The sequence below is a fragment of the Bilophila wadsworthia ATCC 49260 genome, assembly GCF_000701705.1.
Classification (GTDB): Bacteria; Desulfobacterota; Desulfovibrionia; order Desulfovibrionales; family Desulfovibrionaceae; genus Bilophila; species Bilophila wadsworthia.
In genome coordinates this window covers 1-22119 of sequence record NZ_JNJP01000047.1, presented here as the reverse complement: position 1 = coordinate 22119, position 22119 = coordinate 1, and the positions used below count along the sequence as shown (strand labels likewise).

At 61.6% G+C, this 22119-nt stretch carries 27 protein-coding genes; 1 reads left to right on the top strand and 26 read right to left on the bottom strand.

The window, feature by feature from the left end; all coding sequences use genetic code 11:
* Window positions 1–142: 142 nt before the first annotated feature.
* From T370_RS0114550 to T370_RS0114445, 22 genes are all read right to left on the bottom strand, one after another.
* Window positions 143–391, bottom strand: coding sequence for a hypothetical protein (locus T370_RS0114550; RefSeq protein WP_029436146.1), 249 nt, complete (start codon window positions 389–391; stop codon window positions 143–145).
* Window positions 388–975 (bottom strand): DUF4376 domain-containing protein, encoded by a 588-nt coding sequence (locus tag T370_RS23705; protein ID WP_051643858.1) that lies wholly within the window; start codon window positions 973–975, stop codon window positions 388–390. Before T370_RS23705 ends, T370_RS0114550 begins: the two co-directional genes overlap by 4 nt.
* Window positions 976–985: 10 nt before the next feature.
* A complete protein-coding gene (locus tag T370_RS0114540) occupies window positions 986–2035 on the bottom strand; it encodes a tail fiber protein (protein WP_029436144.1) in 1050 nt (349 codons plus the stop codon).
* An 81-nt stretch (window positions 2036–2116) separates the two neighbouring features.
* Window positions 2117–2707, bottom strand: a complete 591-nt coding sequence (locus T370_RS0114535; RefSeq protein WP_029436143.1) for a YmfQ family protein — start codon at window positions 2705–2707, stop codon at window positions 2117–2119.
* The gene (locus tag T370_RS0114530) at window positions 2704–3762 is read right to left on the bottom strand and encodes a baseplate J/gp47 family protein (protein ID WP_029436142.1); all 1059 of its coding nucleotides are present in this window, start codon (window positions 3760–3762) and stop codon (window positions 2704–2706) included. The genes T370_RS0114535 and T370_RS0114530 overlap by 4 nt, the downstream gene beginning before the upstream one ends.
* Before the next feature lie 3 nt (window positions 3763–3765).
* On the bottom strand, window positions 3766–4209 hold the full coding sequence (locus tag T370_RS0114525) for a phage GP46 family protein (protein ID WP_029436141.1): 444 nt from the start codon (window positions 4207–4209) through the stop codon (window positions 3766–3768).
* Between the two features lie 3 nt (window positions 4210–4212).
* Window positions 4213–4824: a phage baseplate assembly protein V gene (locus T370_RS0114520; RefSeq protein WP_051643857.1), complete on the bottom strand. Its 612-nt coding sequence runs from the start codon at window positions 4822–4824 to the stop codon at window positions 4213–4215.
* A complete protein-coding gene (locus tag T370_RS0114515; protein ID WP_211250525.1) occupies window positions 4824–5903 on the bottom strand; it encodes a phage baseplate assembly protein in 1080 nt (359 codons plus the stop codon). Before T370_RS0114515 ends, T370_RS0114520 begins: the two co-directional genes overlap by 1 nt.
* Window positions 5896–7212, bottom strand: a complete 1317-nt coding sequence (locus T370_RS23700) for a DNA circularization protein (protein ID WP_029436138.1) — start codon at window positions 7210–7212, stop codon at window positions 5896–5898. Before T370_RS23700 ends, T370_RS0114515 begins: the two co-directional genes overlap by 8 nt.
* 3 nt (window positions 7213–7215) lie before the next feature.
* Window positions 7216–9252: a phage tail tape measure protein gene (locus T370_RS23695; RefSeq protein ID WP_051643856.1), complete on the bottom strand. Its 2037-nt coding sequence runs from the start codon at window positions 9250–9252 to the stop codon at window positions 7216–7218.
* Window positions 9249–9383 carry a hypothetical protein gene (locus tag T370_RS26115; RefSeq protein ID WP_264476062.1) on the bottom strand — a complete coding sequence of 45 codons (135 nt, stop codon included), beginning with the start codon at window positions 9381–9383 and terminating at the stop codon, window positions 9249–9251. The genes T370_RS23695 and T370_RS26115 overlap by 4 nt, the downstream gene beginning before the upstream one ends.
* Window positions 9376–9825, bottom strand: a complete 450-nt coding sequence (locus tag T370_RS22960; protein WP_051643855.1) for a phage tail assembly protein — start codon at window positions 9823–9825, stop codon at window positions 9376–9378. The genes T370_RS26115 and T370_RS22960 overlap by 8 nt, the downstream gene beginning before the upstream one ends.
* Window positions 9826–9827: 2 nt before the next feature.
* Complete coding sequence (locus T370_RS0114490; RefSeq protein WP_029436135.1) at window positions 9828–10181, bottom strand: phage tail tube protein; 354 nt, start codon at window positions 10179–10181, stop codon at window positions 9828–9830.
* Between the two features lie 9 nt (window positions 10182–10190).
* Window positions 10191–11654, bottom strand: a complete 1464-nt coding sequence (locus T370_RS0114485) for a phage tail sheath subtilisin-like domain-containing protein (protein ID WP_029436134.1) — start codon at window positions 11652–11654, stop codon at window positions 10191–10193.
* A complete protein-coding gene (locus tag T370_RS0114480; protein ID WP_029436133.1) occupies window positions 11644–11826 on the bottom strand; it encodes a DUF2635 domain-containing protein in 183 nt (60 codons plus the stop codon). The genes T370_RS0114485 and T370_RS0114480 overlap by 11 nt, the downstream gene beginning before the upstream one ends.
* On the bottom strand, window positions 11819–12460 hold the full coding sequence (locus T370_RS0114475; RefSeq protein WP_029436132.1) for a hypothetical protein: 642 nt from the start codon (window positions 12458–12460) through the stop codon (window positions 11819–11821). The genes T370_RS0114480 and T370_RS0114475 overlap by 8 nt, the downstream gene beginning before the upstream one ends.
* Window positions 12460–12966, bottom strand: a complete 507-nt coding sequence (locus tag T370_RS0114470; protein ID WP_029436131.1) for a phage virion morphogenesis protein — start codon at window positions 12964–12966, stop codon at window positions 12460–12462. Before T370_RS0114470 ends, T370_RS0114475 begins: the two co-directional genes overlap by 1 nt.
* Window positions 12966–13376: a gp436 family protein gene (locus tag T370_RS0114465; protein ID WP_051643854.1), complete on the bottom strand. Its 411-nt coding sequence runs from the start codon at window positions 13374–13376 to the stop codon at window positions 12966–12968. Before T370_RS0114465 ends, T370_RS0114470 begins: the two co-directional genes overlap by 1 nt.
* A gap of 25 nt (window positions 13377–13401) precedes the next feature.
* Window positions 13402–14328 (bottom strand): hypothetical protein, encoded by a 927-nt coding sequence (locus T370_RS0114460; RefSeq protein WP_029436129.1) that lies wholly within the window; start codon window positions 14326–14328, stop codon window positions 13402–13404.
* Window positions 14329–14337: 9 nt separating this feature from the next.
* Complete coding sequence (locus T370_RS0114455) at window positions 14338–14715, bottom strand: capsid cement protein (RefSeq protein ID WP_029436128.1); 378 nt, start codon at window positions 14713–14715, stop codon at window positions 14338–14340.
* Window position 14716: 1 nt separating this feature from the next.
* Window positions 14717–15838: a phage protease gene (locus T370_RS0114450; RefSeq protein ID WP_029436127.1), complete on the bottom strand. Its 1122-nt coding sequence runs from the start codon at window positions 15836–15838 to the stop codon at window positions 14717–14719.
* 228 nt (window positions 15839–16066) lie between these two features.
* Window positions 16067–16720, bottom strand: a complete 654-nt coding sequence (locus T370_RS0114445; RefSeq protein WP_029436126.1) for a hypothetical protein — start codon at window positions 16718–16720, stop codon at window positions 16067–16069.
* A 152-nt stretch (window positions 16721–16872) separates the two neighbouring features.
* Between T370_RS0114445 and T370_RS25080 the strand changes: the two genes are divergently transcribed.
* The gene (locus T370_RS25080) at window positions 16873–17163 is read left to right on the top strand and encodes a hypothetical protein (protein WP_156034430.1); all 291 of its coding nucleotides are present in this window, start codon (window positions 16873–16875) and stop codon (window positions 17161–17163) included.
* 173 nt (window positions 17164–17336) lie between these two features.
* Here the strand turns inward: T370_RS25080 and T370_RS23690 are convergent, their stop codons facing one another.
* The 4 genes from T370_RS23690 to T370_RS0114425 all read right to left on the bottom strand — a co-directional run.
* Window positions 17337–18590 carry a PBECR2 nuclease fold domain-containing protein gene (locus T370_RS23690; protein ID WP_051643853.1) on the bottom strand — a complete coding sequence of 418 codons (1254 nt, stop codon included), beginning with the start codon at window positions 18588–18590 and terminating at the stop codon, window positions 17337–17339.
* Entirely contained in the window at window positions 18583–20022 is a 1440-nt protein-coding gene (locus T370_RS22955) for a DUF935 domain-containing protein (protein ID WP_051643852.1), read from the bottom strand. The genes T370_RS23690 and T370_RS22955 overlap by 8 nt, the downstream gene beginning before the upstream one ends.
* Window positions 20016–21638, bottom strand: coding sequence for a hypothetical protein (locus T370_RS0114430; protein WP_156034429.1), 1623 nt, complete (start codon window positions 21636–21638; stop codon window positions 20016–20018). Before T370_RS0114430 ends, T370_RS22955 begins: the two co-directional genes overlap by 7 nt.
* Window positions 21631–22119, bottom strand: a 489-nt coding sequence (locus T370_RS0114425; RefSeq protein ID WP_029436122.1) for a phage protein Gp27 family protein, incomplete at its 5' end; no start/stop codon positions are given. The genes T370_RS0114425 and T370_RS0114430, both read right to left, overlap by 8 nt.

The window sequence follows — 22119 nt, the reverse complement described above, 5'->3', positions numbered from 1 at the left end:
GTCTGACCGTGAGCCATAAACACAGGCGGACACTCCGCATGATATGCCTGTATCATGTGGGGCCGTGGTCCGGCGTATCGCCGCCGGGCCGGTGGGGGAGGGTCCAATCTCCCCCGCCTCTGCCTGAACATACTCTAACGGTTTATGTTTCCGGGGTCACGCGCCGCAACTCCGGCGGCGACTGCCTGCCCTCTCTCTCGCTCTCATAACTGCTCTTGCAGTGTTCCCTCTGCCAGAAGAACAGCCCGTCCACGAGCTTGCGGGGCCATACGCGGATGCCTGCCTGTTCCCACCGCCAGCATCGGCTGCTCAGTGTCTCGTCGGGCCAGCCCATGAACAGCGTATTGATGAGCTGGTCGACGGCGATCAACGTTTGCTTTCCGTAGGTCATGCGGCTTCAACCTCTTCCGGCGTGGTCGCGGCCTCCACAGCCGCCTTGCGTTCCCCGCCGCGCTGCATCGTCCCGTTCTTGTGCCGCATGGCCCCGCCCGCGTAGAGCGCGAGGAAGCCCGATGCGTCGAACGTCAAACGCTCAAGCTCACCGCCCGGCGTGTAGGCGTTCCACGTTACGGAGTCCGGCAGGCCCGGCATTCCCGATTGCTTCATCAGGCAGACGTTCGCCGTATCCGCAAAATTCTGCTGGTCAAAGGTGTCATAGCTGAAATGATAGGTGACTCCGCCCACGGCATAGTCGAACCCGGAAGTAATGGCGGCGGACGTTTCCGCGTCGATCTGTGCCTTCTTCGCTGTTTTCAGTTCATCAAGCGTCGGTACGGGCGGAACGCACGGCCCCTCTTCGGTTACCATCTCAGGATGCGCCTCTGCATAGGCATGTACATCCGCCCACTGCGGGGCAAAAGCGTCGCGGATCTCTTCGGGGACGCTGTTGTCATCGGGATGCGGCACGCAGAGCTTATCGACAACGTATGCGCCCGTTTCTTTGCGATATATAATCTTTCCGTAGTCTTTTCCCATCTACTTCTCCTCATGCACTTCTAAACGCTATCCCGTCCATGAAAGCACCAGGGTACGAGGGATAATTAGGCACCAAAGTTGTACCTCCCGCATTTTCCCCAATGACCATATCTACAAACTCGCTATCTGTTGCAACAAGATACATGTATTTCCACGTACCGTACCCCGGTAACGTGTACGTTGTCCGCGCGATGATCATGTCCATGCCTTTGAGCCCATACGCATTCTGAGCCTCGCTTGCAAAAGCGACGGAGAGGGCCGATTCCGCCTTGCCGCCAAGCGCATTCGCACTTCCTGCCGTATCTGCGTATCCGGCAGTATCGGCTTTCCCATGCATCTCTCTACCGTCGAGATACAACTGCCCATTGTCGGGGGAGAATCTCAGTGAATACCCCTCGTTGCCACGCGCACCAGAGATTTTGATCAGCCTCACGCCGTTATCAAAGATTCTCTCTATCTGCACATCACTGATCCGCATCGGGCAATCAGTCGAAATCTCTCTCGTACCGTCCTCATGCGTTACGGCCGCGATTGAGGCGATCACACCGGAAGCATTCTTTGCAAACATCTGCGTCCGCTTCGCGTTGTCGGAAGCGTGTTGTATGATATCGAACCCGCCCATGATCACGCTGTTTTTGTCGCCAAGAAACAGGCCGCGCTCGGTATTGGTAGAGGGTGCCGATCCGATCACATTTGCGGGATCATTGATCTGGATGCTGCCCGTCATGACGCCGCCGCCCAGAGGCAACTTGGCCTGCGCAGCATCGTAGGCGGTCTTGACCGCAGTTGCCGATGCAGCCGTCGTCGAGTCGGTAAGATTGACCCGATCCGTCAGCTTTATTTTTTGCGCAAGTATGAGCGCGGATATGGCGGCGGCAAGCTGCGCGTTGTCTGTGTCGCTGGGTACAATGCCTGCAGCAGCAAGTACGCTTAGTATTTCCCGCTGCGGCCGTTCAATGGCCGCAGCAGGAACAATGCTGCCGAGAATACCGGCTTCGGGGTTGCCGTCATGATATGAGGCGTTCGGGTCGGTCGCTCCGAGGGGAGGAACATATTTCATGGGGGCACCTTCCTAAAAAAGATGCCCCCATGATATGGAACGGAATAAAATCAGTCTTTGAAAGGGCTTTAGGAAAACGGGTTATTCGTATCCGACGATCAGGACGGTATGCGCCGGTTTCGCCGCGCGGAGGAGGCACTCGACTTCACGGGCCGGATCGAATGCCGAAAGCCGCTCACCGCAGGATGAAGAACCGCACCGAAAGGACGTAACGCGCTGACCGCGAACCGTCACCGTCCAGCAAAACCGCACGTCTTCCGGTCCGGACAGGGGGTCCCCGCACCGTGAAAGCCCGGCGACGAACGGCCTGTATTCCGTAATTTCGATTTCAACGCCCGCGATCGCGGCAAGGCGTTTGAAAAACGCCGGGGTCTGGCCGCCGACGCGGGTAAGCACGTTGACGACGGCGGCCCGTCTGCCCTGTAACGACGTAACGGAATCGTCGGCCGCGCATTCCCCCGGGAGCCCGCAGACGCGCTCCCAATCCGTAATGAGCTCAATGCTCGATCGGGGATCGGACTCCCGCACAAGATCATTGGAACGCGCGTCGACGCGCTCGAAACCATCGGCAAGGGCGGCGAGAAGCCGCACCCAGATGCTTTCGGGCTCGCGGGGAAGAGCTGCGCCCGGCGGCTGCAAGGCGAGAAGCTGGGAAAGGTAATCGGCGCTCATTCAGTCACCCACTCAATGCTTCCGGGAACGACGATGTGCCCGGTTTCGGGCGTGACGTTCGCCGTGGGGGAAAGGATGACATGATCCTCTTCCTTTTCCGTGAGGGAAAGCGCCTCATGCAGGTGTGAGAGGAAGACAGTACCGCCCGGAACGGCGTCGCGCCGAACCGCCGCCCAGAGGTTCGCCTCGGCGGCGAGACGGATCGCGGCCGTGTCCGGCGTAATCCGCAGCCGCAGATTGAGCGGATCGGCTACGGGAAGGACGACATACACGTCGGCCGTCACGGGGCGTACGGTTTCGATATGCGCGGCTACGGCTTGCCTGTCCCCGTCTTTGGGGACGCCGTCGGGATAGGTGCCGTCCATCATGAAGCGTACGGTCACGGTGCCGCGCCCCATTTCCTGCGTCACGAACGCCCGCGTCACGCCGGGAACCTCAAGCGCCCACTGTTCGTAGTCGGCTTGCGTCCCGCCCATCGGCGTCCTCTGAATGGTTGCGAGGAGTCGGCTTTTCAGGCTTTCGTCCGTCTCTTCGTCCGTGCCGCCGGTAAGCCCGTCCGCAGCCTGAACCCGCGAATCGAGCCCGGAAACGGGGGAAGCGAGGGCGAGAACGGTTCCGATCGGGGCGTTGCCCGCCGTTCCCGCGTCGACTGCGGAAAGGAAAGCGGTTCCCGTCCCGTCGTCTCCGACGGTGGCGTCGGAGACGACGGCATACCGGACGGCGTCCGAACGCAGGCAGATCGTCCCCTCGGGCAGGACGGTTCCGGGCGTGCCCGTGATCGAGACGTCTCCCGAAGCGTGCCCGGCGGCCTTGCGTGAAACGCCCCAGATGGACGCCCAGCGTTCGAGGTGTTCCTCTTCCGCCGTGTCGGGCATGAGCTGGCGCGCGAGCCAGTCGAGATACCCGTAAAGGCCGTGCTCGGTTCCGGCACTCATACGCGCGACGATGCCCGAGAGACTGCGCCGGAGCACGGCGTCCGTTCCCGGGAGGCGCGACTGCATGGAAGCGGCGGATCGGGCTATGAGCAGATCAAGAGGGGGGCGGTTGAAAGGCATGTGTCACTCCAACGGGTAGGAAAAGGCGTATGTCGAGGATTCGCCGGTGACGCGCGTGATGTTCACGGCAAGGGAAAGGAGGCCGAGGCGCGGCATGGTCGCCGAGACGTCGACGCGGCTTGCGACGCCGTCGTCGACAAGCCACCGGAGCGCTTCAGCGGCGTAGTCGTGCGCGCGGCGCAGGACTTCCGGAAGCGTCTTTTCCCGCGAAAGGAGCCAGAGCCTTGACCCCGTCCGGTCCCGTTCGGCTGCGGGGGCCACGGTGTCGGCCCAAAAGCCCCGGAGATCGGTGCCGCCGTCGGGAAGCGCGTCGTCGGCACGGGCGCGGGCGTCGAGAAAGAGGCTGAGGATGACCGCCGTGGCCAGCCCGTCCTCAAGGACGAGATCGTGGCCTTCGACGGTCGCGTCCGCGCCCCATTCGTTCCATGTCAGCTTGAGATCGCTCATACGCTATCCCTGCGGCTGCCCGGTCGTGTCGTTTCCGGACTGTACGCCGGTATGGACATGCGCCTGTAAGGAAACCATTCCGGCGACGATGTCGCCCGTCGTCTTGAGCGATCCCGTGAACGTGGACGCACAGGCCCCGCTCCCGGTTCCGCCGAGAGAGAACGAGGGGGTCTTGATGGACGTTCCGGCGCTGGCCGTCAACCGGATGGTTTCCGTAACGCCTTCAAAGGTCTTGGCGTCGACAAGAAAGGTTTCCGTCGTGAGGTGAACCTTTCTACCTCTCTCGAAAACGAGCTTGTCGCCCTCGTCGGTGTAGAGCGCGACTTCCCCGGTCTTCAAGCCGCGCAGGCGGTACTGCCGGTTGCCGAGGTTGAGCGCGACGCATGAGGCACGCTGTCCGGCGACGTTCAGCACGACACCCTCGGCCCCCGGGTGCGGATTGCTGGTGAACCCGTAGGGCTCGGCGTGCTCGACGCCGCCCATGCTTTCGTCGGCCATGATCACGACGTCGAGCGTCTGAAAACCTTCCCCGGATTGGACTGCGGAGAGGATGCAGCGCCCGATGAGCGTCGCCATGCGTCGGCGAAGCGGGGCGAGAAGCCTTTCGTAATTCATCATGACTCCTTTGTATCGGCTCCGGGCCAGCGGAACGTTTCCTTGTCCTTTTTGCCCTTTTTCGGGCTGACGGGTTCGACGTCGAACGCCTCGGGCGGATTCAGGGTAAGCTCCGAGCGGTATCCCCGCTCGTCAAGCGTCCACCCGACGGAGCCAACGAGCCACGTCGCCTCAAGCCCCATGAAGGGATCGACGATGCGGGCGAGCACGTTCGGCATCCACAGCGCATCGCCGTCCTTCCAGCCGTACACGGTATAGGTCGCCTGATTCCCTTTGCCGTACCGGACGTTGACTTCCCACTGCGCCCGCTTGTTCGCGCCCTGATGTTCCTGATCGGCGACGAGCACGAGAGGCCGATGGCGCGGGACGGCGGCGTCCGTCACCACGGTTTTCTGCTGCGAGGCGCTCTTGCCGTTCCACGTCTCCGTCGCCGCCGTCTGGCCGATGACGGTGACGCTCGAGAAGCGGTCGCGCATGGAAAACTTGCCCTTGCCTTCAAAGACGTTTTTGCCGAGCTCGAGGACGGTGGCGGCTTTCTTTTTGCTTGCCCGGCAGATGACGAGCCGCCCGCGTCCGTCGGTCGTGAGCAGGACGCCCTTTGCCCGGGCAAGCTGCTCCAGCGTCTCGAAAACGGTATCGCCGGGGTTCGTCTTGAAGCCGGGGACCACGCCGACGCCCGTTTCGTCGACCACCTCGATGCCGAACGGGGCCGCAAGGGACCGGGCCACGGCCGCGAGCGTCGCGCCTTTGAGCTGCGTCGAGGGCGGGCAGCAATCAACCAGATCGCAGGTCTTGTCGCGCCCGGTGACGGATACCGTGTGCGAGGCCGCGTTATACGACGGAGCCACGTCGTCGACGTATCCCGTGATGACGGGAGCGCCGTCCACGGTAACGACGCATGAGGCCCCGAGCTCGATTTTCGCGGGGATCGGCTGCCCCGGCCAGCGCTCGGTGATCGAAAGCTCGAACGTACCGGCGACCTGCCCGATCCCCCGGCGAATGCTGATCTTGGTCCAGCCGCCATACTTCACGCCGTTGATTTCAAGGCGCACGTCGGGCTTTTTCATTTTGTCAGCCACGGATCACCTCCAGAGGGACGCTGCCCGGAACCCGTCCGGGATGCCGGATGCGGTTTCTGGCAACGATAGCGTCGGCCTGCCCGACATCTCCGTAGAGCCGGTAGGACGCCGCGAGCGCGGGCATGGACATGGAAAGGGTCGCGCTTCCGAGCTTCGGAAGCTCGGCTCCCCGCGTGGTCAAATCCTCGTTGACGGCGGCGGCGAGCTCGGAAAGCGCCGTAAACACGGCGTCGGAACAGTTCGCGCGCTGGACTTCATCAATGGCCTCGAGAACGGTGTCCCGGGACGCCAGCGCGTCGTCCGCCGTGCCGTAGTCGGCATTGGCGCTTTCAATGGCCGCCTCGATGACGGCCCCGGCGGCGATAAGGTCGATAAGCGGCGTCTCGGCCCGGTTCGCCACGGTCGACGCGACGACGCCCGGCGTCTCCGGAGATGGCGTCCAGCCACCGGTCCCCCCCGAAGCTCCTCCGGACGACGTCCCGCCGCCGATGGAGCCGCCCCCGGCCTGCGGCCATGACGTTTCGCCAACGATTCCGGCGATGACGCCGTTTGACGTGACGAGCCACGGGCTTGCCGTTCCCGCGCTCTTTTTGCCGAGAAGCGCCGTAAGGGCGTTCATCTTCAAACCGGACGTCGCAATGCCGCCAAGCTGGCGGATGGTTCCCAGATACCCGAGGATCCGGCTGGCGAGGCGATCCGGAAGCGCAAGGACGCTTGACGCGGCGGACTGCGCCCGGGAAAGGATGGAAAGCGGGGTGCCGAGAAAGGCCGTCGCCTCGGAAAGCAGGGCCGGGACTTTCCCCGCGAGCCCTTCGAGGTCTTCGAGCAGCGGCATGTACTCGTCGAGAAAGCCCGCCGTGGCCGCTTCCTTCGCGGCTTCCGCCTTGTCGAGGACATTCGCCGCCGTGTCTTTCTCGACGTCGGGTTCGACCGGCTGTCCGGCTTCGACGAATGAAATGGAAAACGTACAGTATCCGCCCTCGCGCGTCGTTTCCTTGAGCGAATACCCGTCGACGGAGACGGACAGCTCGCCAAGATACGGATGGATGAGCGTTCCCGGGCCGGAAGCGTTCAGCGCTTCCCGGAGCTTGTCGCGCCGTTCGGCGTAGCCGCTGTTTTTCCGGCTGATCAGAAACGCCTCGATCTGCCATTTCCCCGCCTTCTTTCCCAGATCCTCGGCGTACGGCGTATCCCGCAAGGGGTACTCGTGCAGCTCGATGCGGCGGCCTCCGCTCTCCGAATGGCTCTCGACCTCGAAGGCCACGCCGCGAAACGACGCGGGGCGCAGGTTTTCCCATGTCTTTGTCATAGATCAGTCCATCGTCATGATGCCCTGCATGTTCAGGGCATCATAGTAAACGTCAATGTCCCCGGGGCCGGACGTACTTTCAATGCTGGCCTGTCCGCCTTCAACCTTGATTTTGATTGTGGACTCGGCCGCCAGATTTTCGGCAAGCTCGGCACTCTTTGCCGATATTTCCGCGCCGATCGCCTTTGCCTGATCCCTGTCCGTGAGCTTGTCTCCGATCATCTTTCCGAGCCCTTCCCCGGCTTCCGTCCCGAGCCACCCGCCGATGAGCCCGCCGAGCGCTCCGCCTATGGCCGTGCCGAGGCCGGGAATGATCGAACCGATGGCGGCTCCGATCGCGGCCCCCCCGGCGGCTCCGCCCCAGCCGCCCACGGCGGCACCGGCCGCCTCGGAAACGCCGCGAACCTTGTCATCCGTCGTGGCGTTCGGGTCCATAATGACGCTGCCCGCTTCGATGACGCCGCCGATGACGGCGACGGGAGCTCCGGCCTTGGCCGCAAATTTTCCGGCGGACGCGCCGTTTCGCGCCGCCTGCTTGCCGAAGTCGGCGATACGGGCCATCCGTCCGCCTTTTCCGGGAAGCCTCGGCGTCCTGACGGGAGCGCCGGGTTTTCCGGAGGCCGCGCCTCCCTTGCCCCCCGCCTGCCCGGAGCCGCCGTTTACGAGATCCGAAAGCGCGCCGTCCGTCAGGGACATGCGGTCATTGACGATGTACACGGGCAGAGGCAGGGGAAGCCGCCCGAGTCCCATTCCTTTGACGGCGTTGCCGAGAACCCCGCCACCGAGCTTGCCGAGCGTTTTCCCGCCGAGCTTCAGGGCTCCGAAACCGCCGAGCGCGGCAAGGCTTCCGCCCACGAGCAGCTCCTTTCCCCCTATCTGCTGGGTATCGAGGATATACTTGATGCCGTCGTTGATTGCGTCGTTGATCGGTCTGGCGAAGTTGTCGGCGGCGTCCCAGAGGGCCGCCTTCAAGCGGGCCGTCTGGTCGACGGCGTTGTCAATGGCGGCGGGCAAGTCTTTTGCAATGGTGCCTTCCGCATTTTTAATTTCGGTTGCCATGTCGCGAGCTTCATTGACGACGCCCTGTTGCAGCAACATGGCGAGTCCGCGCTGCGTATCCAGATCCGTCTTTCCGAATGCCGCGAACATCCCTTTCGCGCGCATTTGATCCGTAGAAAATTTTCCATACCGGGCGGACATGTCGGCAAGGACATCAAATGGATTACGACGATTGCCCGTCTTGTCGAAGAATTTGACCCCGGTGATCTTTTCGGCTTCTTTGGAGTAATTCTGATTGTTGAACAGGCGCAATGTTGAATCGGCAAGCGTGGCCAGACGCTCCGGATTTCTCTCGACAAGCGACAGTCGTTCTATAAAGGCCAGCGTGTCCTCAAAAGAGAGGCCCGCCTGTGCCGCATTCTGTCCGATTCGTGCAAAGATACTTGATAAGTCTTCAAGTTCAGCATTTCCAAGCCGTCCGGCTACAGTCATTTGATCGAGGATGCGCTTGCCGGTTTCAAGGTTCGACAAATCGAACTTGAATGATTGGGCGGCGACGGACATGGCTGAGCCCAACACTTCACCTTGTGCTCCAGTGACGGCCATTGCCGGATTGATCGCCTTGATGGTTGCCAACGCCTCGTCGAAGCTCTGGCCGGACTGGATCAGTCCATAAAACCCTTGCAGCAAGCTGTCATAGGATTGACCAGTCTCGTTCGCCATGCCGTGCAGCTCTTTTCTGAGGCTTTCGGTCTCGCCGCGGGTTTTCCCGGCCGTCTGCGCGACACGGATCAGCATTTTATCAAGTTGCGCCGAATCCATCACGGCTTTCGTCGCCTTGTAGGTAATGCCAGCCCCGGCAATCATGGCCGTGTACCGGTTCCCCATGCCGTCAAGGCCGCGTCCCACGGAAGCCGCCGCGTTTCGCAGGCCCGAAAAGGCGCGGCTTCCGCTGTTCGACAGGCCGGTGAGGGCCTGAGCGTACTGGCGGGCGCGGGATTGCAGGTTGCCCGCAAGGTCTACTATGAGCGATACTTTCATGCTTCTTTCCGGGCGCAGTTGATGGTGTGCAGGAGGCGGACGAGACGGCGGAGAGGCAAGCGCTCGGCCTCGGCAAGGGACAGGCCCGACAGGCGGGCCAGTCCCAAAAGCGCAAGGTCGAGGTTACGCATCCCCGCCAGCGTCTCGCCCCCGGGATTCAAGGCTTTCTCCCTCATGAAGCGAGGAAAGCAGATCGAGCCCGTCGGCAGCCAGACGCAGCCGCTCGAAGTCCGCTATGGAAAGCCTGCCGAGCTCTTCAACGGAAAGCGGGCCGTTGTGGGTGCTGTCCCCGCCGCGAAGTCTTTTCACCTGTCGGCGCAACAGCTCGATCCCCATGCGGGCGGGGGAGGAAACGAGCGTGACGGCGTCCCGCGAGCGGACGACTTTTTCGGACGCTTCCTGCGCGTCGATAAGGTCCCGGGCGGTGAGTTCGCGCAATTCCGCTTCGGTATAGAGGACCGTGCCGATGGTCACGCCGTCCGCAAAAGCGACGATATGGGAATCAGCGAGGAGGGCCGTGACCGCGTCCTCGGCTTCGGAGAGCTTCGCGGCGGCATCAATGGATTGTGGCATGGCTACATCCTTTCGCAGGACACGGCGGAGAACTTGAGGCCCGCCGTGCCGTCGGTGGTTTTGAGGCTGGCGGGCTCCATGACGAACGCCTCGCGTAGCACGTACTTGTCCCCGCTGTCCGTCTCGAAGATGACGGTGGCGTCGGTGATCGCCGAAAGCGCCGTAAGGTCGGTGTCGGACGTGTGCGCCACCGAACACTCGAGCTCGGGAGCGACCGTCTCTTCCTTATACCCGTAAACCTTGCCGCCCCCGGTGACGGCCTCGCGGTTCGCGCCGCCGGGGTTCAGGGTCGCGTCGTCCGTGCTCCGGATTTCGGAACCGTTGACGCGGATGATGCATTTGCCGGTGAACTGCATGGCTGCCTCCTACAAGACGAAGCCGATCTTCATGGCGAAGATGCGGAACTGGTTGACGAGATCGGGCGGGGAAAGGACGTCGACGCGGTTGCGGTCGTCCTTGTTGCGCTCCACGATGAGATCGGCCTTGTACTGGTCGAAGTTTTCCACGATCCCGGCTTCTTCAAGTTCACGGTACAGGGCGAGAAGCTCGCCCCGGATGACGGACGGCGTGACGATCGCCTGCCCCGGCCCGAAGCGCGTCCCGTCCGACGCCAGCTTGTGACGGGGGAACTTCTGGAGGATGCGGGCGCGGGTGGCGTAGCGGATGTAGCCGAGCGTCGCCGGGGTGTTGACGTCGAGATACGACGGATCGGGCATGTTCCAGACGTTGGTCTGGTACATGGTGACCTGTCTCTCGATGGCGACGACGTCCCCGGACTGCACCATGAACGTCGCGATCCCGTCATGGAGAAGGACGTTGCGCTCCTCCATCGTCCAACGGTCGGGAAGCGCCGGGGGAATGACGCCGGGAAGCGCCAGCGTCTGCAAGGGCCGCGCGGGATCGGTTTCCAGAGACGCGATCGCGGTCACGGCGTTGACGGCCGCCCAGATATACGGCGGCGTCGGGGATTTTCCCGTCCCCATGCAGGTCACAAGGTGGGAATTCCGGGCGTTTCCGTGCGTCGACGTTTCGCCGAGCGTCCCGCGAAAGGCCGTGAAGGCGATGGATTCCGCCTGCTTCATCGGCCCCCAGCGGAGATCGAGCTCGGACTCAAGCGCCGTCATGTTCGCGGCGTCCGTCCACGGCATGACGATGCCGTGCCACTGTTCATCGCCGAAAGCCGCGATGGCGTCCGTGACGTCCGGATTCGCCGTGCCGCCCGTAAACGCCGTGCATGTCGCGACAAGCCCGGCGGGCATGTCTTCGCCGTACACGCCCATGCGCAGATCAAGATCGTTTCCGGTAAGCCCGGCCCAGCGGCACGTCAGCGTCACCACCTTTTCGGCGGCCTGCGCCGTGACCGGAAGCGTCGCGTCGGCGTTGACGGCCGAAGCGAGGCGCGTCGCCACGGCTGAAAGTTCTTCGCCCGCAACAACCTTGCACGATACGGACACGCCGCCGATATAGAGCCAGAGCGTGCCGCTTTTCGTGGTGGTGCCGGAAAGCGTCACCGTTGCCGCCGCCTTCTGGCCCGATTCGTTGTCTTCGGCGGCGAGCGCCCACGCCTCGACATAGCCGTTCGCCTTTTTGACGGCCGCAAGCATGGCGTGCAGCATGGAGCCGACGCCGAAAAGCTTTGCTGCCTGATCGGCTGAGGTGACGAGGACGGGCGAAAGTTTCGGGTGCGTCCCGGCGCTTGTCTTCTGCCCGAGCACGAGGAGCCTGTACGGATTCGCCGCCGTGCCCGATACCGCGTTTTCGTTGTTGAACTCGACGTACGCGAGCGGCACGCGGATCGTCGTGGGAATGTTGTCTAAGCTAATCGCCATGTTTCACCGCCTTGCCCGTGTCGGGCGTCGCAAGGGTGACGTCGCCGTCCTTCAGGCGACGGAGCCAGTACGGCGAGCGGGGGACGGCAAGCCCTCCCGCCGGGAGGGGTTCCCCCGTCTCGGGGTGGCGCACGAGACGCCCGGAAACCGGTTTGACGTTGAGCCTATTCATGGTTTTCTCCTCTCACGGCGATGATGTCGTCGGAGTAGATATGCGGTGCGCCGGTTTCGTCCGGCACGGTTTTGAGCTTGAGCCCGAGCCGCAGGAACTCCGCGAGCGGATCGTTCCACGGCGCGGGAACCTTTCCGGCGTCGGGATCGGTCGGATACCGATCCGGAGCCGTAAAATCGATGAGCGGCGGCATGATGACGCGCTGCCGCCATGCGACGCCCCAGAGCGAGACGAGGCGGCCGCCGGAAAGCCCGGGGAGCGAACCGTCGAACAGGTTGTCGGCGCTGATGTTTTCGGGCCGGTTTTCCACGCATTGCAGGTTCCAGTTCTCGCCGTTGACCACGGCGAGCACGCGGGGAAGGATCGACAGCGCCACCTCGTCCGCGCCGACGCCGCCCTTTCCCGCCCCGGCCACGATATACACGCCGATCTGGAGCTCTGCGGCGTCGTTGCCGCGCGCCCGGTCGACGCCGAGCACCTTCAGGACGGAAACCCTGAGCGCGGGGGCCGCCATGCACAGCCGACCGAGCTCGGCGGTATCAATGACGCCGGGGTGCCCCGCGACATCGACTTCTTTCGGCATCGCCTCTTTCAGCCGGGTGACGATCGCCTCGCGCAGTTCGTTGAAAACCATTATTTAATCTCCCTGACGAAACCGGCGATCCAGTCTTCCGTCGTCTCCATGATGTGATCCTCGTCCTCGCCGTTTAGCCCGAGTGCGGGACGCGCGGGCATGGTGACGGCCTTTTTCATGACGAACGATTCCCCGATCCTGAACCGCAGCGCCCCGGCGTTCTTCGCCCGGATGACGCCGCCGAAGTGATGGATGGCCGCGTATTTTGCGTTGCTGCCTACCTCGACGGAGTCATGCCCGACCTCGCGTGTGTAGGAATCCCGGAGCCGCCCCGTCTTGATGAGCGTCTTGCGGTTTTCTTCCCGTGCCCCCAGCGATACCGGCCACTTTCCGCCGTTTGGGTCTTTTCCCGCCTCGAAACGGCGGTTCGTCGTGGCGACGATCTCGGAACCGATGGTTGCGAGGAGTTCTTGCGTGTCCGCCTTGCCGAGCGCGCGGCGAACCTTTTTTGTCATTTCCCGCAAGGGGGAGGCGTCCCCCGTAAGCGTAAGTGAAGGGCCGCCCATCACATCTTCTCCAGCTCGGTTTGAAAGTCGGACGGCGGCGCGTAATACGCCATACCGCCGGAAGCGCTTCCGGCAAGTTCGGGAATGCCGAGCGACACGTCGCCCTTGGCTATGGCCTTCAAAAGTTCCCGCGCGGCCTTCGCCCGCCGCTCGAAGAGGTCCGCCGTTTCCGGCGCGTTCCTCGGTATTGCGTCGACGGCGAGATCCACGGCGATGCGCCGCAGGACCGGCGGCACGGATTCCACGGGAAGCCGGTAACGCCCCCTGAGCGCGGCGTCGATCTCGCTGGAGGCTTCCTCAAGAGCCGTCATGAGCGGGGAGGTGTCGGGAAGCCCTTCCTCGGTCCGTCCGGCGAGAAAAAGCCCCGTATCCCCGTACCTGTCCAATATGTCCTGCGGCGTCGCGTACATGTTTTTCCCTTATGGCCGAACGGCCTTAAGCTATGCAGTTCTTGAGGAGCATTCCCGCCCCCTTGGAGACGACAAGCTCTTTCAAGGATTCGCCAGCCCGAACACGGACGCCCCCGCGAAGCCCGACGCCCTGTTCGTCGATCGTCCCGGCAACGGCCGTGCCGTAGGGAACGGTCATCCCCCATGTGACGCCCTTCGAGGTTTCCGCCGTGGGATCAAGGTACAAAAGCGTGCAGTGATTGCCCCAGACCCGGGTGAGCGAGGCGTCCTGTCCCTTTTTGGCGCTGTTGACGTAGCTCGCGCCGATATGGATGTTTTTCAGTTCGAGGAGATCCGCAAGCTGCTGTCTGGTGACGGCCCCTTCGGCGGAAATCGGATAAATCGCCTTCACGATCTGCGGGTGGATTCTCAGCTTCGACCAGACCGGGGCGGAAAGGATCATGGTGTTCGGGCGCATCATCGGCGTGTCGAGGTATCCGAGAAGCGCCGTGAGCGGCTTCGAGTCGGCGTGCGACCACTGGTTCGAGCCGGACAGTGTGGCGGTGTTCGTGAAGTTCGCCGCATTCTGCGCGGCGGCCGCCACGCGGCACTCGCGGTCGAGCTTGACGAGCCCCATGATGTACTCGACGCTTTCGGCCTGAATGTCCCGCCCGATGGCGCGGCCCTGCTCGATATCGCTCATCGGAATGAGATCATCGAGGCCAAAGTCTTCAATGGCCGCCGTCTGCGTGGTGGAGGACATGGTGACCTCGTTCGGGCGGCCCTTGCGGCCGACGAACGTATTCGGGCGGTTGAACGCCGAAAGATCGTACACGGTGTAGGAAAATTCCAGTTTTCCCACAGGACGTGTCCGGGGCATGACCAGATCGGCGATGTAGTCGGTAACGGGGTTGCGGTACGCGATGGCGATCGCGGTCAGCTCCGGGGAAACGTGAAACGGTGCGGTAGCCATGAGTGCTCCTTAGCCTGCGGCCGCTACGGCGAGCGTGCCGAGGCTGTACTGATAGGGGATGATGTCGCCGGAAGCACCGGATACGAGGGCGAACCCGAGAATGCGATTGCCTGCGGCCGTGGCCTTCACGGCCTTGCCGGAAGCGTCGCTCGTCAGAGGATCGCCTGCGGCCACGGTTCCGCCGAGCGCCACTTCGGGAATGCCGCCGGTGCAGACGTCGACGCGCCCGTTCGAGAGCTTGCCGAGCTCGTCCGTGGTGCCGACAAGCGCCACGGTCGCGCCGGTGGCGGCCTTCACGGCATAGTCGGCGGTGCCGTGGGTTACGATGACGTAGGGGCCGATCTCGCCTTCGGCCTCAAAATTTTTGTAGATGCCGGGAGTTGCCATATTACTGCGCTCCATTATCCTTGCCCGCCTTCACGGCGGAAAGGGCTTCGGTGGTGGTGATGACGACGCCGTCCCTCTTCATCCGTTCCTGATAGGCGACGGCGCGGTTCGCGGCGTCGAGCGGCGAAAGCCCGTCTATGGTTTCGTCGGCCCCGGCGGACTTTTCGGCAAACTCCACCTGCACGGGCAGGCGGGACAGAAAGGTTTTCATGAAGGCCACAGGGGAAAGCTCCTTTCCTCCTTCAGAAAAGGCGACGGCGTCGGACTCGGAAAGGTTCGCCATGAACGCGGCGAGCCCTTCGGACTGCGCCGGGGTAAGACGGCCCTCCCGGACGGCGGCGGTAACGACGGTTTCGGCTTCGGCCCTGCGCTGGCGTTCGGCAAAGGCGGCTTCGCGGGCTTCAAGCTCGGAGACGCGCCGGGCCAGCTCATCGGGGCTTGCGGCGGGCTGCACGGGGGAGACGGTTTTCTTGTCATCGGACATGACGTGTTCCTCGCTGTAGGCGGGTTCGGGGTCGGGAGGGAGGACCAAGGCCACGGTGGCTTGCTCCTTCATGCTTTCGAGAACGCCGTTCGGAATGACGGCGTCGGCCTTTTCCGTTCCGTCGCGCTCGACGATGTAGTCACGCACGCCGCGAAACAGGGACAGTACGCGGGAAAGCAGGCTCACGGATTCATGGTCGGCGAACTCCACGAGAAGCAGGTCGTCCTCGGGGCTTTCGGCGAACTCCACCGGGGCAAGCCCCTTGACGGCGGGCGGCTGCGCGCCGAGAAAGCCGACGTGCCGCAGGTAGTACGCGCCGGGTTTGGGGTTCGCGGGGGCTGCGGGACGGTAAAAGCAGGCCGAAACCTTTTTGTAGCGGCCCGATTCGACGAGCTCCGCAAAGGCGGCGTCCACCTGATCGGGCTCGGCGTAGAGCCTGTCCCCGCGTGCGGAAAGCGACTTGACCCAGCCGTAGGCCGGGGCGTCCGTGCGGGGGTGGCCGATGACGATCGGCGCTTCCGAAAGCGCGGGATCATAGGCCGCCGCGATATCGGCGATCTCGGATTCGCCGAACGCGAGCGTCGTCCCGCGCATGTCGGTATGTGTCCCGCCCCGGAAGATTTCGATGAGGTTGGGCATAAGAAAGACTCCTTTCATCCCGTTGTAGCGGACGGGCGGAAAGGAGTCTTTGAAAGGGCTTTAGGAAAACGTGTTCCCGGTGGGAAGCGAACGTCCCGCACAAACCGTTTTTAAGGGCGGTTTCGCCCCGACATGAGCCGTTGCCTGGTTTTAAAAAGAAAAGACCGCGTACCCCGTTTACAGGCGTTTATAAACACATGTCATTCTGGGTAACGGAATCTCAGCCCCTTAAAAAGCTTCTTCGGCGGAACTGGAATCTTTTTTCATGTCGGCCAAGGCGTCCAACGGAGCCAAAAATTTTAGCATGAGCATACCGTTATTCACAACCACATCAACACTTCGAGTTCCGATCTCTGCATGTTCCAGAAAATCCTTGAGAGTGTCAGGTTGGTATGCCGATACAGAGGACTTGATATGTTCCCCGTCAAAAAAACTGTAAAGGATCGTTTGGGCCTTGCCGGGATACGCCTTGGCTAAGGCCATTTTCAACGCTTCCTTTCCCTGTTTTTTGGCAACCGCTATAATGTCCACTTCATAGGAATCTGCCCGTGCATACAATGGAGTAAATCCATTCTTAACAAGCGTTGTTTTCATCACGTTGTTATAGGTAATCTCATCAAAGGGTTTAACGAGAACAACAGAGACAAGGCGATCCTTATCCAGCATAAAGGCCATTTCCCATTCTTTCCCCGCAAACGGCACAGGCTGGGCAATGCACAGATTGCCGTGCACCCTTAAATCTTGACAGGGGACAGCTTTTGACTTGTTGCGAACTTCCTCCTTTGACATCCCGTACTCATAATCTTTGAAGAGCTTCGTCCCCGCAAAGGAACATACGGGAAACAACAGCACCAGCAAAACAGCAATTACCAGTTTTCGCATAGTTTTCCTCCTAGTATTTCCCTAGCCCGGAAAAACTGGGGCGTCAACCTCTCTTGTTTTTGAACAAAATAGAATATAGGAAATGAGTAGCAGCCTCTTCAGGCGGATTTTTTTGTATCCCATCCAGTTACTTTTAATGAGGAGTATATCTCATGGATAGCTATGCGTATTTTTTAAGACCTACTTGGGTGGTGTCAGCAGATAACTTATTGGAATCAAACGAAGATATTTGTGATGTTCCGTTTGCAGGAAAGACTATTTCCATAGTACATGATCAAGAGGACCCATGCCAGTTGAATGTTTTTATTGATGGAGTAAGAATAAGGGGCGTAAGATCAGGTAAAGCGCTCATAGATACTCTTTTTCAACAAGTGGAAATACATCATCTTAATGAAAAACAATCCGCTGATGATATTGAAGATATGTTAAGCTCTTTCTCATGAAAACGGCATAAATTCTTCTTGAGTTTTGAAAATAAAAAATGGTATATTATCTCAGCGACGGCATGGGTCGGGATATGGCCCCGCTAACCCATACCCGGCGGGGAGGCTTGGCCATATCTTGGATTCCTCCCGCCCCATATTTCTGCGGTTCGGCATGACGCCGTGCCGCTTTTTTATTCTCGGCTCCAAATGAGCTTTCCCCGTCTTTGGTTGTTCAAGACGCTTTTTGATGATGCAGGAACGAACGTCCATCCCGTAAGCCGTCCATTGACAACTTGCACCACAATATAGAGCCCCTGCTCCCTTTTTCCCGTCCAGATCAGCTTTACATACCGCTTTTTCAGCTCCACCCGTCCCGTCGCCTCGTGCTCCTCGAAATCCATCCACACCTCGAACGGATCACTCAGAAGTTCGGGAATGAGCGGCACGAACGGGCTCCGGCCCGGCTGTATATGCATGAGCGTGTCGACGGAGAGCCACACGACGGCCCCGTCCGCCGTCTGGAAAAAGGCCGAGTCCGCGCCGATCGTCTTTTCAAGTATGGGCCTGAGCGCTTCCGGGGTGGAAACCTTTTCTGCGAGCTTCGCCGTGGGCTTGTCCAAGGGGAGCTTTTCCGGACGCCCCAGCGACTCCCAGTTTTCCCGCGACCTTTCGCCCCACGGAATGGGCCGCCAGCCCTTCCACGTGCCGTCGGACTGCGCCTCCTGAATCTTTACCGGGGAAAGGCACATCCCGGATGCCGCCTTGCCGGGGTTATAGGCAAAGGACGGATCGACGCCGTCCACGGTTTCGACCTCGATGATGCCGTCCGGCGTCTTCACCGGAACCATCTTTGTTGTATCCGGCGGCGGGTTCCAGACCTCCCAGCCTTCGCGCTGCAACTCCCGCTCCGAGACGGTTTCCACGCCGCATTTGCATCCCCAGCCGTTCGGCGGCCAGCGGTACGTCCACCACGGATCGTCGAGAGGCACTATTTTGTTGTGCCATGACTCGTGATCAAGGCGCGGATGCCGGACGGTCGTATGGATGTAGCGCCCGTAGGGGCGCATCCGTTTGGTTTCCTGCGCCTGCTGCCATTTGCCGGCCATGTACGAGGTGCGGATGTTCGTCTCAAAGATGGTACGGGTCCGCCAGCCCCGGGAACCTTTGTAGCTCCACCCGTGGGCGGCAACGATTCTGTCAAAATCCTTGCGGAAATCCTCAAGCGTCAGGCCGTCCCGGATGCAGCGTCCAATGGTTTCCTGAAAATCCGCGAGAAGCTCGTCTTTCGTCGCCCCGGCGACCATAAAGCCCTTGCTGTGCGCGGCCCCCATGAGATCGGTATAGGCGCGGGTGGGGACGCGGACTTTGCCCTGAAAGAAATCAATCGCCTCCTTGAAGGGCGTCCCCTTGAATTCGACCTCGGGGCGTTTTTTCGGATCAGCCATTGGAAGCCCTGCCGGAAAGATTGGCCGCCAATACGGCCCCCTCGAGGGCTTCGGCCAGTTCCGCCGTATCCATGACGGGGTACAGTCCGGCAATCCGATCCGAGAACGCCGCGAAGTCCTCCCCGGCCCTGATCGCCGCGTCCAGTTCGGCGCGTATCATGTCGATCATACCCGTGTCAGCTGCGTTCGTCACGGACTCAAGCTGTTCGGCGATTTCGCCGGGCTCGTCCCGTCCCGGTTCGGCGAAGGCGGGAGAATCCGATGGGACGGAGACAGGCGCAGCCGCACGGCGTTTCCAATCCTCGCCGTAACGGCGGTTGATCGCGTCGTCCGTAAGTTCGAGGCCGATCTCGTACGCCCCCTTGTCGGCGGCACGCTGCGCTTCTTCCCGCCGGGTGTTCGGCACCTTCCGCCAGACCTGCGGCGTCTTCGCGCCCGGGAAGTTCCATTCGGTAAGCCATGTGGCGACGGTGTCGTTGAAGCTCTCGCACAAAAGGTCGGCATCGGCCTTCACGAGTTCGGACTTGACGTCGTTCAACACTTCCGCAGTGCCGGAGTATTGCCCCTGTTGCGTCGTCCCGGTCTGGGAAAGGATGATCTTCGCAATGGCTCCATCCCAGTATTTTAAAAACTCTTCATAACTCCCGCCGGAATTCTTCGCGGCCTCGATAAGCTCGACGTCGAACCCTTCCGGCACGGCAACGGCGGATTCATTCCGAAAGGCTTTGGCCGCCTCAAGCGCCGTCGCCTTTTCCTTCTCGGTGGCTCCCGCCGGGTATTTCGACTTGACGGACGGCGAGCCGAACTTGTCGAGGTACGCCGCCCAGAACTTCGCGCCGTTGCGTTTCAGGTACACCGGCCACCAGAGCGCATGGCCGAGCCCCTGCCCATAAGGGGAATCGTCGTCATCCGCCCCCCACACCGCGATCCAGAACTTCCTCTCGGGCATGAGCAAAGTCTGCGCGTTGACGCGAAGTTTCAGCTCGCCGTCCTTGCCGAACCCGAACCGCCACGGTTTTCTCACCTTCACGGCGTCGAGGGTGATCCTGTTCCCGTCCATGCCGAAGATGCATTCGGCGACGGAGTAGCCGTAAAGAACACCCTTGTGCATCCGGCGTGTGATCGCATCCCAATTCAGCGCCATGAGCTGCCCACGCAAAAAGTCGGCGGCTTCCCGGTCTCGGCTGTCCTCACCGCCCGGCACAACCTCCCACTCGGCGGCGATGAGCGCGTCCTGACGCTGTTCAAGCAAGCTGTGGACCTGATCGTCGCGCAGGAGTTTCGCGTAATTCTTGAGCTCCCCGCCGAGAGACACGAGCACCGTGTCCGGGTTTGAAACGATTTCCCCGGCAAAATTCGCCAGATCAAGCGCTCCGGAACTGACGACGCGGTACTCGGGCTGGATTTTCGGCGTTTTCTTCTCTTTCACCATTCCTCAGCTCCTCCGGGGCGGGCGGCGAAAAGGCCGCCGGACGTACTCCGCCAGCCTGACTCCCCGCTTTCCGTCAAAAATTCGATTTCGGCCTTTTTCTCCTGCGACGCCGCATAACAAAGAAGATGCGCGATCGCCGAGTCGCCGTGACGCCGTTTCTTCCGCCCTTTGCTGTCTTCACCTTTGCCCGCCCGCTGTTCTTCCCGGACGATCTGGGGAACACCCTTCACCAGACGGATGGAACGGTGATCATTATATACATCGACGTCTCGGGGCATGACGACTTCGTCCCGCTCGAACGCCGCCTTGAATTTCGGGGTAATCCCGGCGTAAAAGGTGGGATTGAGCATTTGCGCAACGATTCCCCGGAAGCGCTTCGCGGCGGCCTCGGCGAGGTAGCCGCCGTTCCCGGTGGCGTCGAACATGCCGCCCCTGAGCCTCGCCAGCCGGGAGAGGACGTAAAACACGATGAGCTTTTGAATTTCATAAGGAACATTGCGAAGCTCAAGGAGCAGCACGCACGGGAAGCTCATGTCCTGCCGCCGTTGCGCTATCCAAAGGGATGTGAGGTCGCCCTTGCGCGCGAAGTCCTCCCCGGCGTAGGTGTCGAACCCCGCCGGAATCCCGGTGAGCACGGGGGAAAGTTCCGCCTCGCACCAGTCGCGGGCCTCGGCTTCCTGAAGGTGATCCGCAAGCTCCGCCCATGCATCCGGCCGCTCGAAGCGCAAGACCGGCACGTCGACGCGCTGGGCGCGTTCGATGAGCGCCGCCGGGATGTACGCCCCGGAGCCGTGCCGGGGAATGACGAAAAGCTCTTCGTCCGCATCTTCCCCATAGAAAGCTATAATGCCTTCGCGCCATTCGTTCTCCGCTTCCGGGCTCCATCCCTTCCCCTGCACAAGGCAGATTCGGCGGTACAGCCCGTCCGCAAGCGCATCGTCGAAGGTGATTTTGACAAGCTCGTAGGGCTTGTTTCCCTTGCGGACTTCTTCGCAGAGCAGGTTGAACGGGTTGGTATCCCCGTCATGCGTCGAGACGACCACGACTTTGCCGCCCCACATGAGCAGGGCGAGCGCCGCCTTCATGACCTCGCCAAGCTGATCATGGAAAGCCGCTTCGTCGAGGATGACCATGCCCTGACGCCCGCGAAGAGAACGGGGGCGGGACGTGAGCGCCATGATTTCATACCCGGAAGCGAAAACGATGCGGTAGGCGAGGATGTCGTCCGAGGAACCGTCGGGCTTCGTATCTTTGAAAAGGCATTCCTCAACCTCGCAGGCGGCCGGGGCGAACGCCTTCGCCCACATCGCCGCAGTATCGATGAACTCGCGGGCCATGTCGAGGCTGTACCCGAGATAGAGCGTATCCATCCCTCCGGCGGAACGCGACGAGGCGGAAAGGAGCACGGCCGCAGCCGCGATGCCCCACGTCAGGCCGATACGGCGGCTCTTTTCGATGACCACCACCGGAAGCTCCATGATCGAGGCCACGGCCCGCTGCTGGTACGGCAAGAGGACGTCCGGAAGCGTTTTTCCCTTGAGCGTGTCGGGAAGAGCCTGTCGGGACGCTTCCCGGTGGCGTTCCCATTCTTCGGCGGTCACAGGCGGCTTAGGCATCTTTTATCCCCAGAATGCGGCCCTTGATCGCTTCCACCGTCTCGGCGGAAAGCCCGGCCTCGCGGGCGCTGTCTTCCACGGCCTTCACCGTCTCTTTCTGGACGCGCTCCCGGACCTTCGCCTCAAAGTCCTGTTCGAGCCGGGCGGCCTGCGACATTTCCTTCAAGGACTTTGCGAGGAAAAAGACACCCTGATTATCGAGCCCTTCCCCGTCTTCCTCTTCCAAAAGATGCGCTTCAAGGTGATCATAAACGAGCTTGCGGAGCATTTGGACGAGAAGCCGCCCCTGTTTCCCCTCGGCGGCGCTCGGCCCAGCCTTTTCGACAAGAGCGTCCACTATCTCCCGGCTCTGCCTGAGTTTCGCAGCCACCTTGTCGATCTTCTGCTTCTGGCGTCCGAGCGCGGAGAGTGAAACCGTTTCAACGCCCATGCCCCGCAAATGCTCAAGAATCTCGGCAAGCGTAGCCCGGCCTTCCGAAAG